This window comes from Schlesneria sp., from assembly GCF_036405755.1.
Taxonomy (GTDB): Bacteria; Planctomycetota; Planctomycetia; order Planctomycetales; family Planctomycetaceae; genus Schlesneria; species Schlesneria sphaerica.
In genome coordinates this window covers 1-10,801 of record NZ_DASWWZ010000351.1, presented here as the reverse complement: position 1 = coordinate 10,801, position 10,801 = coordinate 1, and the positions used below count along the sequence as shown (strand labels likewise).

Here is a 10,801-nt window from a genome sequence, read left to right as displayed (position 1 = left end):
CAGAGTCTTTCTTCGCCATGATCCACCTCAATGCCGCAGCTCGCTTCTTGTCGCAAACAATCGCATCAAGGTATGATGATGAAGCCCCTGGCGCAAGTTACCCCATCTTACCTATTCGCCGCCGAGTGCGCGCTGGCCCTGAGCGACCGAGCGGGGTGTGGAAGCTCCCCCGTGAGGTGTCGCATCAGGCTATTGGAGAATGGGGGACAGGCTCCGAAGTCCGCTTGAATCGATGCGGATTATGCTTCGTTCCAGGTACCTGTCCCACTTTGTCCACATGCCATTATCTTGTGGGGTGGCGTACCTGTTCCGGAAAGCGTTCTTCATTTTCAGTCAGTGCACAGAGTGCGACGAGTTATTAGTCAGAATCGTCACCCCCGTAATTGCCAGTACTTTGGGGGATCGGTCGCCCGAGCACATTGGCAGCCATCGATGCTCGCCCTGCACGGATGTTGTAGGGGCCGTAGCAGAGAGGGCGAAGAATCGAATCGGGCCGCGCATACCAACTGGCCCAGGCGAGGGGTGAGTCTCCGTGCTGGTCCTTCGCCTCGCGATTGGAACCCGCGTCCAGCAACAATTGAATTGTCTCTTCTGTTCCAAACGCGGCGGCACGGTGTAATGGAGTTTCTCCTTTCGTGCGACAATCTCGCATAAAGCATCCTGTCTCCCGATTGGGACGTGTGACGCAATTCGGGTTCGCGCCGCTTTGCAAGAGAACTTTGAGAACCAGGTCATGGGCGAGTCGGATTGTTGTGCACAGGGCCGCGTGTAGAGGCGATTCGCCGGTATCAGGTTGTTGCCAGTCTACATCGGCTCCGTGCTCGATCAGATACTGACAGAGGCGCCAGTGTCCATGAAAGGCCGCACCGCTGAGATCCAGGTTGTCACCCAGCCGGGAGAGCGATTCACCATGCTGAAGCAAGAATTTGATCGCGCTGACGTCTCCGTAATAGGCACACCAGCTCAGCAGAGGCGTTCCTTGCTCATCCGTACTGGTCGCGGACATGCCTGAGCCAATCAGTTCAAAGACCAGGTCAGTGCGGCCTTCGGCAAGCCGCCGGAGAAGTGGGAGCGACATCAGAGATTCCGTTTTGCGAACCAGCATCAGATGGGTGAACTCGGTGTTGGCGGGCGAGAATTCGGTACCGATTCACCCCATCTGCAATATCTGCCATGACACCGTAATACGATCTTCGTCCTGCTGCGCGATAAGCTTATCTTTGACTTGTGAACCGCGCTGATACAAGTATGCAATTTGTTGTGAGTGAAGCAATCTAAGAAAATCGCCATCTTCGCTTGGCGATCACGAAGACGTTATGCCAGAATCATCTTTATCACGCGTATCCTTTATGCGAACTTCGACCGAGGACAGTTTATGTCACGCAGCCGACGTTATTCTCTCGTTATGGCGATGATTCTGATCTTGTCGCGGGTTTTGGATTTCCAGTTGCCGATCAGTTTCGCGGAGGAACTTGTGGGGGCCAAGCGGGTGCTGGAAGCCGTACAAGAGCTTTCTGAGGTGTCGGACGACAGCGACGAAATCGCGATCGTCGCCAAGAAAATTCAGGAACTTCCGGCCCGATTGGACCTGTTGACACCGCCCGATGCTGCAGCGGCGTGGATTGAGGTTTACGATTTGTGGAAAGCGACATCAAACCTGTCATCATCAGTCCATGAGGATATCGAGGTGGGAAAGCTCATTGACGCCTTGCCACCCCCGGCGGCCTGGCCTGACCTGGTGCAAATGATCGATACTCGTCCGATTCAGGGGAGCGAACGAGAACAGATCAATGCGATTGCGTTACGAATGCTCGGGCACCGCTTGCTCGGCCGGATGGATCTATTCAAGGAAGACCTCGAACGCGGGCTCCGGATTGTTGATCCTGCGAAGGGAGGAAATGGTAGAGGAGGGCTCTTTACCGCGATTACGAACATGTTCCAGTCCAAGGATGCGGATGACTACTTTCGAGACTTTGCGTTCGTCCGCTTGCGGGAATTGCAGGGTGAACTGGAACAGAAGTCAGCTCTGGCAGTGTTCCGTTCGAAACTTGAGATTGCGTCATCGGGGGAGTTCGATGAACTGGTTATTCCTGATCTTGTTCGTCTCGTCGGACATGAAGAGGCAACCATCTTACTGACAAGGGCATTTCAGCGGAAAGGGGGCCTACTCAACTTTGGCGTGCTACGTCGTTCGGAAAAGCAGGACAACGAAACTCTGGTCCTGGCAAGAGAACTCGCGATAGAACATCTCAACGAGTTATCACAGCCATACTGGGACTTATGTCATTCAATCGATGCTGTCGATCTCTTTCAGCGGTTCAGCACAATTCCTCAACCCCAGCGGGAGTGGTTCCATCGCGAAGATCACCACTTGCCAGTGGCATACTATCTCATAGGTTTGATCGTCCGTGACCGGCAACAAGATGTCGTCAAATTCCTGAAGGAGCCTCCGCTGGAAATGCGAGGTGGTGTTCAGATTTCAATCAACGAGATTCGCTCGATTCTGCCGGAGTTGGAGCGTCTCGGACATGCGGAAAAATTCTATACGTTTCTCAACGACGCTTTGAAAGCCAACCCCGAACTGCCCTTATGGGAATTCTACATCGAATTGTCCGCTCAGAACGGACGAAGTCAGGATGCGCTCCCGGTGGTTGACGAGGCCATCGCCAACGATGAGCTGTCGCTGATGGCACGGCGTCAGTTGGAGATCATCCGTGTTGATGCGCTTCTTTCAGCCGACCGGATTGACGAGGCGGTCGCTTTCGCATTCCAGATTTTGCCAGACGGACAGGCAGGCAACGACGACAATCGTGGAGCATCGGATATTGAATTGGCCTTAAAAGTGGCGGAAATTGGCCGCTTGCTCGATCGGGACGAATGGATCACTCGGGGGACGGATATTGCCGAGAAACTGCTTAATGAAGAGCCTTCATCGTACTACCTGGCTCAGTTTGTTGAGCTGCTTATTGAAGTGAAGCAACTGGCCCGTGCCGAACGACTTTGCATCAAGGAACTGGTTGCGCGGCTTCGTCAGAAGGATGGATTTGCTTTCCAATATGATGCTGATGAACGTTCGCCTCTTCATCAGCTCGCGCGCGTGTACCACGCCGGGGAACGTGTAGAAGACGTTTTGACGCTACTCGAAGAAGCACCCTGGTGGAAAGATCCTGACATTGGAACGATGCTCGAGAACAGTCAAGCCCCCGAAAGCGGCCATGGGCAACGCTCTCGTGCTCCTCTCCCCTTAATCGCCGCCAAGTCTCTTGCAGCAATGGGGAGACACGAGGAAGCACTGGCAATCGCGAAGGTAATCACTGAGAAGTGGCCAGGATACGATCCGGGCTGGCAATTGGCGCTGGAATTGGCGGGGGATGAATTCGTTCCGTTCGCGGAGGGGGTGTTTGCTCAGGATGCGTTTGAAGAGCGGCCCCTCATCTGGCTGGCCAGATACTATCTGGATCGGGGAGATCTTGTGAAAGCGGAGCAGTTCGCCAGACAGGCAATCGCGATTGATCCGTCTGACGGAGAGCAGGGGGGCGGGGACCGCATGCGAGTCTATGCCGTCCTTGCGGAGATCCTGAAGCAGGGAAATTCAGAGACGGCAAAAGTCTATCAGGGGGCCGTCAAAGCGATTCGTATGGCAGAGCTGGCTGATCAGCACTATGTCCAGGGAATGTTGTCCCGCGGAATCAGGATGTACCGGGCCAGCCTGCTGCTGTTCGCAGACGCCTACTGTATTCAGTCGCGGCTCGCGGTTCAGTTGGCGGATAGTGGAGACATGGAAGGGGCAGCCAGACATTATCAGCGTGCCTTCGAACTGATGCCCGACAGTTTCGGTCGTGTAGAAAGCCACTGCTTTGGCTGCGAAGGGGTTTTCAAAGGACCCTTGGCGGTCAAAATTGCCAATGACGTTTTTTCACGGCTTGTGGCAGAGAAGCCCGAACATCCGCGACTTCATTATCTTCTCGGTTATCTGCGTGAATCCGAAAAGAAATATGAAGAGGCATTAAGATCATTCGAAGAAGCGGTTCGTCTCGACCCTGATTATCTCAATGCTTGGGCGAAGATTTGCAGAACCCCACACAGGACGGGGACGATACACACCGATCGGGACCAGGCTACCTTTGCGATTCTGCGGTTGGATCCAACTGGAAAACATTCCGTGCTCGATATTAGCGAAGTCACAGATTTGGCCCGACTTTGGACCGTTCTGCGAGAGAACGTACGGGACGTGCCGGACGTCAAACCTGATCCGCTGTTTCAATTGACGGCTTCGAAACTGGCGCAGGCTGTGCGAGAAGGCCAAGGCGATTGGAAAACACGTGAGCGAAACAGAAGCCGTGGGCCTCGTTTCTCTTCGCACCATCATCTCAGCTCGATTTCCAAACTTATTGGCTCAAATTCGGGGCCTGCGTTCTGACCGAGCTACGTGTTCCTGTGTGGGCAGAAAGAGTCGAACGACGCCTCGGTCCCCGTGCGACATGGTGCCCATTCCGGGAATAACATCTTGCTTGCTATAGATATATCTCACACCAAAACCGTGGTCGCACTGCGGTGATTGGAGAGGACGTGAACGACGACGGATTCGAACGGGTTCGACGGTCATCGGAAATCGCGGGAGGCGTCCTGGTAGCGACCGACTTCTTCTGACAGGTCGGTTAAGTGATCAACGACCAGATGCACGATCGCCTCCTGGCGTTGCAAGATCCCGCGCGCCAGGATGGCCGAGGCGCCGCGGGCGATCAGTCGAAACTTTTCCCAGATGTTGACGTGAACGACAAGATTCGTCGTTCCCGTCTCGTCCTCGATCGTCATGAACGTGATCCCTTTGGCCGTACTGGGGCGTTGTCGCAGCAGGACCAGACCGGCGACACGGTATTTGCGGTCTGCTTCCAGGACCAGCAGATCACGGGCACGCACGATATTCTTTTTATCAAGCTCGGTGCGCAGGAATTTCAAGGGGTGTCCGCGCAGTGACAGTCCGGCCGTCTGATAGTCAGCAACAACTTCCTGTACCGGGGTCATCACGGGAAGAGCCGGTTTCTCTTCGGCATCCGGAACCCGGTCAAACAGCGGAGACCTTTCACGGGGCAGCATCGACTGCCAAACCGCCTCTCTCCGTCTTGCCTGGAAGGAATGAAAAGCGTCTGCCTTGGCCAGCAGCGCCAGTTCAGCCCGTCCCAGTCCGGTCCGCGATGAAAATTCTTCTTGCGACTGGAACAAGGAGACTTTGCGGACAGATTCAATTCGGGCGCCGGTGTCACGCCTGATCCCGTGGATCATGCGAAACCCAAGTCGCAGGGCAAAGGAATGCTGGGCCGCGTGGTGCGTCGGTGGGGAGACCGGTTCCAGCGTGCAGTCCCAGTTGCTTTGGTTCACGCAAACCCCGCGCACCTCCACCCCCTGGCGTCGGGCCTCGCCTACCAGTTGCGATGGGGCATAAAAGCCGAGCGGTTGACTGTTCAGCAGCGCCGCCGTGAAGAAGGCAGGCTCATGGCATTTCAGCCATGCGGACGCATACACCAGGAGTGCGAAACTCGCGGCATGGGACTCGGGAAACCCATACTCTCCAAACCCCTGGATCTGTTCATACAGGCGCAAGGCGAAGTCTTCCTCGTAACCGCGGGCCCTCATCCCGTCCAGCAGTTTGGCTCGAAATTTTTCCATGACCCCGGTCCGTCGCCAGGCTCCCATGGCGCGCCTCAACTGGTCGGCTTCACCCGGAGTAAACCCCGCCGCGACGACTGCCAGTTGCATGGCCTGTTCCTGAAAGATGGGAACACCATTCGTCTTCAAGAGAACTTTTTTAACGGCTTCACTGGGATAGGTGACCGGTTCTTCTTTGCTGCGACGGCGAAGATACGGATGGACCATATTTCCCTGAATCGGGCCGGGGCGAACAATCGCCACTTCCACGACCAAGTCATAAAAGCAATTCGGCTTCAATCGAGGGAGCATGCTCATCTGAGCTCGTGACTCGACCTGAAACACGCCGATCGATTCCGCACGGCACAGCATGGCATAGACTTCAGTGTCTTCGGCCGGAAGTGTCGCCAGTGTCCACGTGATTCCTTTATGAACCTTGAGCAGTTCAAATGACTTCCGGATGGCCGTCAGCATCCCGAGGGCCAGACAATCCACTTTCAGGATTCCGAGTGCGTCGAGATCGTTCTTGTCCCATTCAATCACGGTGCGATCGGCCATCATCGCATTTTCGATCGGAACCAGTTCACAGAGCGGCCCCTTGGTCATCACCATACCGCCGGTGTGCTGTCCCAGATGACGGGGGAACCCGAGCAGTTGCTCGACCAGAATGATTAACTGGCGACCCAGTCGCGAATGTGGATCAAACCCGACGGCGGCGAAGCGGTCGGCCATCACTGCCGGATCACTGCGAGAATGCTCCATGGTCTTGGCGAGAACATCGACTCGGTCCAGCGACAGGCCCAATGCCTTCCCGACGTCCCGGACTGCGGATTTGGGACGATAGGAGATGACTTCCGCCGTCATGCCGGCCCGTTCACGGCCATATTTCTGATAGATGTACTGGATCACTTCTTCGCGGCGCTCGTGCTCGAAGTCGACGTCGATATCAGGAGCCTCGTCCCGCTCCTGCGAGATAAACCGCTCGAACAGCACGTCGATCTTTTCGGGATCAACGGAGGTGACTCCCAGACAGTAGCAAACTGCCGAGTTCGCGGCGGACCCGCGTCCCTGACACAGGATTTTCCGCGATCGTGCAAATCGGACCAGATCCCAGACGGTCAGGAAGTAAGCCTCGTAGTGCAGTTTTTCAATCAGCTTCAGTTCGTGATTCAGCAGGTTTTCAACATGCGGTGGAATTCCGTCCGGGTAACGGTGTCGAGCCCCTTCCCAGGTCAGTTGCTGCAGCCAGTGGAATGGGGTTTTTCCTGGAGGAGCCAGTTCTTCAGGGTATTCATATCGCAGTTCATCCAGCGAGAACTTACAGCGATTGGCAACTTCCACTGAGCGCGAAACGACCTCGGGGCAGTCGCGGAACAGTCGCCGCATGTCGTCGCCCGATTTTAAGTGGCGTTCCCCGTTCGGCAGTCGGGCGGCACCCAGTTCCGCGACGGTGCATTTCAGGCGGACCGCCGTCAAAACGTCATGCAAGTACCTGCGTTGTGGTTCGTGATACAGGGGACTGTTACACGCCACGAGAGGCACATTCGCCGCAGTGCTGATCGATTGAAACTGCTGGAGAGCCAGACTGTCGCAGGGACCCAGATGGAGGTGCCCCAGGGCATAACAGCGGTCCCCGAACAGCGACTTCCAGCGGCGAAGGTCGGTCGCCTGTTCCTCCGGCCGGTTCGAATCGAGCAGGACACAGGCGATCAAGCCTTCATGGTGATCGGCCAAATCCTGGAAGAAGAGCTGGCAGTCCCCTTTGATGGTTCGCCGCTTGCCCAGAGTCAGTAACCGGGCAAGGTGCCCGTAACCGTTGCGGTTCATCGACAACAGGATCGCGGTACTGCTGTCCTGGAGCGAGATCTCGGCACCGATGAGCAGCTTCAGCCCGATCTGCCGAGCGGCGGCATGAGCACGGACAACCCCGGCCAGGCTGTTGCGATCGGTAATCGCCAGCGCGGCATAGCCCAGTTCTGCGGCTCGCTGAACAAGTTCATCCGGGTGGGATGCGCCGCGAAGAAAAGAGTAATTGGTGAAACAGTGGAGCTCGGCGAAGCCTGCTTCCGGGACGCAAGGCTTCGGGTCAGGCGACGCGAGCGCGGGATGGTGAGGCGGCCGCAGTTTCGGAAATGGTTGTTCTGGCATACGTGCCTGGCATCAAAAAAATCCTTCCTTGGGATTGCTTGAAATCACCTTTCCGGATGTTCGGTCACGCAGAGTCGCCCGGGGAAGGGAATGAGTGCCACTGGAAAGGTCCACGGAAGGGCAAAGCACCGGCAAATGCAGGCACGCTTCGCCCTTCCTGATTCCTGTGGTCTATTCTGGCAAGCGGGGATGCCGCTGACTAGAGGGGCAGGAAAACGAGTGTTCCGCTGATCATGTCGGGGACGACCAGCTGCTTGTTCTTGGCGTCGTAGTAAAAGTCAGCGGCCGACTTCAGGCCTTCCAGAATGACCTTGGCTTCACGGGTTTTGCGGTCCACCTTCCAGACTTTGCCCTGAATCCAGCTCGACGCGTAAATCGCGTCTTTGGTCACGGTCAGTCCATCGATCCCGCGCATCCCCGAGGCAAGGGATACAAATTTGCCGTCATGGTACTGGACGACCTCGCCCGAGAAGAATTCTCCCACGAAGACTCCTTCCTCATCGGCGACTTCGCTGACGGTCACACCGTTAGGGAATCGAACGGCGGAATTGCCCGCAGGAACAGCGACGCTGACGTCACCTTTCAGGGTCACCTTGTAGATGGTCCCTTTTTTCGGCAGGTCCTTGGCTTCCTTGCTGTCCAGAGCCCACAACTTGCGTTCGCCACTGGGATCGAACATCGGAGCAGGGGAGCTCATTTCGCTCACGTAAACGCTGGCACCGTCTTTTCCGGCGGCGACGTCGTTCAGAAACTCGATCGGATGAGGGAAGTCCTTGGCTTCGGCGAGCTTGGTTGCCTTGCCGGTTTTGTCAATTTTCCACAGGGTCGTTTCATCGGCCGTCACCAGGTAATCACCGACAAATGCGATTCCCTTGGGGGCATTGAATCCTTTGGCGAAGACGGTGACCGTTTCACCATCCACGGCAACGACAGTCCCATCGCCGGGGACTTCATCATTGATCACGGTGACGTAAAGCTTACCATCGAAACCTCGACAGACGCTTTCGGGGTTCTTGCCGACCGCAACGGTCTTCTTTGATTGAGCCTGTGTCAGGCCGTCACAAACCAGGGCAAACGCAAGGCAGGACAAGATCACGCGTAGCATCGGCAACTCCTTGGGGTATTCTTCGTCAGGGACCGCTTACGATTTGCAGCATAGAAGAAGTGGCCGAGAATTCAACTCAGCCCCCAAGGTGGGATGTGTCGCCAGAGAGCCTTTGGTTCAGCGGACGGCGACCGGGAGGGGCGTCTCGTTTCTAAAGCTTTTCTCCTCTACGAGTCTCCTCTGCGAGTCTCCTCTGCAATTCGCCCTGTCGATCCTTCGGCAGGAAAGCCGAATTGGAAATCTGAAGGCCTCAAGACCGACCTCCCCCTTCCTCCTCGCGTTGCCGAGGGATCAGGAATGAAGGATCAGGAACGAGGTCCTGCCGATTCCACCTCAGCACGTGGTCCGGCGGATCGCGATGGAGCCGATATCGCAACCCTGGATATCGCAACCCTGTAAGAAGAGACCGAACCGGCTGACAATTCAGTCGATTCGGTCTCATTTGCGGATACCGGCTCAGGTGATGGACGTTTGCAACGAGTTGCCGCCATCGCTCAGGCCGCAAGCCTGGCTCGTCGACGATGCGCAGCGAGTGCCAGGCCCAGTCCTCCCATTCCCGCCAGGACCATCGTCGAAGGCTCGGGAACCGGGGCGAATGTCGTGGCGAAAGAAATGTTGTTGATGTTCAACACGGCTTCGAGTTCCGTCGACTGCAGCAGAACCGAGGTAAATGCGACGTCGTCTGTCACGCCGACAAAATCGAGCAGAGTATAGTCGCTGGCAGTCGAGGATTGTGTGAAGCTGTTTCCGTTCGAGAGTGTAAATGTTACGTCGTATCCGAGGAACGTCCCGAAATTCAGAGCGAATCCATGAACCGGTCCGGAGAACTCGATCAGGATATTGACTGCTTCAGGCGTGCTACCGGGAGAGGAGTTCTGTGCCGAGATCACCGCAGGGACCCCAGACGCCAGGGGGCCAATATTGTAAAGACTGAGAAAACTATCCTGATCGTTGACGGATGTGGACTGGCTGAACATCAGGCTTCCGTAGGAATGAGAGGCGTCACCTTGTCCGAAGTCGACGAACGTATTCGGACTTGGGTCGGGAATCGTCTCTGTCGTGATACCGGAAACATTCGCACTCCACGAAGCCAGATCAGCATAGGTTACCATCGCTGCGGTGGCATGACCTGTTTGGAGCAGGAGTTCTGCAAACAGGGTCGCGGCGAAGAGGGAACAAAACGTCAGGCTTTTCACGGATGCAACCTTTACTGTTCAAATGTGAGTTTCTAATACGTGAACAGAATAGCGGTCGGATTCAGGAGAACGCAAGAAGATTAAAAAATCGCACGCACAATTCTGCGGGGGGGCAAATACGGCCCTGCAGGCCTTCATTTTCGAAGGAAATCGAAGCGTTAGAAATCCTGCTGGCACACTTTCCGCCGCTGTATTGGCGGCCGCAGACGCTCTGGCAGGGACCGCGTCAGGTCTCCCTCGCCTTTGACTCTCTCTGGGTCGGAACGCGAGGCTACGTGTCTCATGCGCGTTGCGCTGTGGGATTCCGGTGATTATTTTCCCCGGCTCTTTTCTTTCGGCTCACCATCGGGATACATCAGCGGTGACGGGTCGACAGGGGGCAATGAGAGTCTGGTTGCGGTGTCGATGTGTAAAAAGACCGCTGCCGTTTTGTCGGCGAAGACGAGACGCCAGGTCGGGTTTTGCAGCATCCCATTAATCGCGGGTCGCGATGAGCGACTATCGAGAATCACGACGGGAGGTTCTCCTTCCCGAAACAGGTTTTGCCAGATCGGGTCACCTGCCGCCATTGCTGCGAGAATGCCGTTGTAGAGTTGGAATGTCTGCTGGGTGCAGACTTCCAGGCGTGCGTCCATGAAGACCTTTCGCAGAGGCCCATTGTGGTACACGTAGACTTCGGCCTGACCGATGTGAGCCACGAACGCGC

General features: G+C 56.1%; 6 protein-coding genes. 1 reads left to right on the top strand and 5 read right to left on the bottom strand.

Features of this window, described 5'->3' with window-relative positions; all coding sequences use genetic code 11:
* Positions 1–358: 358 nt before the first annotated feature.
* Positions 359–1,078: an ankyrin repeat domain-containing protein gene (locus tag VGE80_RS12060; RefSeq protein WP_373653260.1), complete on the bottom strand. Its 720-nt coding sequence runs from the start codon at positions 1,076–1,078 to the stop codon at positions 359–361.
* Positions 1,079–1,375: 297 nt separating this feature from the next.
* On the opposite strand from VGE80_RS12060, the gene VGE80_RS12055 reads away from it, so the two are divergent.
* The gene (locus tag VGE80_RS12055; RefSeq protein ID WP_440592842.1) at positions 1,376–4,420 is read left to right on the top strand and encodes a tetratricopeptide repeat protein; all 3,045 of its coding nucleotides are present in this window, start codon (positions 1,376–1,378) and stop codon (positions 4,418–4,420) included.
* A 182-nt stretch (positions 4,421–4,602) separates the two neighbouring features.
* Here VGE80_RS12055 and VGE80_RS12050 read toward each other — a convergent pair whose 3' ends face one another.
* The 4 genes from VGE80_RS12050 to VGE80_RS12035 form a co-directional block, all read right to left on the bottom strand.
* Positions 4,603–7,794, bottom strand: coding sequence for an error-prone DNA polymerase (locus tag VGE80_RS12050; protein WP_440592841.1), 3,192 nt, complete (start codon positions 7,792–7,794; stop codon positions 4,603–4,605).
* Positions 7,795–7,993: 199 nt separating this feature from the next.
* Complete coding sequence (locus tag VGE80_RS12045; protein ID WP_397569108.1) at positions 7,994–8,899, bottom strand: SMP-30/gluconolactonase/LRE family protein; 906 nt, start codon at positions 8,897–8,899, stop codon at positions 7,994–7,996.
* A 494-nt stretch (positions 8,900–9,393) separates the two neighbouring features.
* Positions 9,394–10,095 (bottom strand): PEP-CTERM sorting domain-containing protein, encoded by a 702-nt coding sequence (locus VGE80_RS12040; RefSeq protein WP_440592840.1) that lies wholly within the window; start codon positions 10,093–10,095, stop codon positions 9,394–9,396.
* Between the two features lie 311 nt (positions 10,096–10,406).
* Positions 10,407–10,801: hypothetical protein (locus tag VGE80_RS12035; RefSeq protein WP_440592839.1), on the bottom strand; the 395-nt coding region annotated here is incomplete at its 5' end.

What these genes read in the sequence shown, in the direction of transcription:
- VGE80_RS12050 (WP_440592841.1), bottom strand. Translation starts at nt 7,794, where the DNA reads ATGCCAGAACAACCATTTCCGAAACTGCGGCCGCCTCACCATCCCGCG.
- VGE80_RS12060 (WP_373653260.1), bottom strand. Translation starts at nt 1,078, where the DNA reads ATGTCGCTCCCACTTCTCCGGCGGCTTGCCGAAGGCCGCACTGACCTG.
- VGE80_RS12045 (WP_397569108.1), bottom strand. Translation starts at nt 8,899, where the DNA reads ATGCTACGCGTGATCTTGTCCTGCCTTGCGTTTGCCCTGGTTTGTGAC.
- VGE80_RS12055 (WP_440592842.1), top strand. Translation starts at nt 1,376, where the DNA reads ATGTCACGCAGCCGACGTTATTCTCTCGTTATGGCGATGATTCTGATC.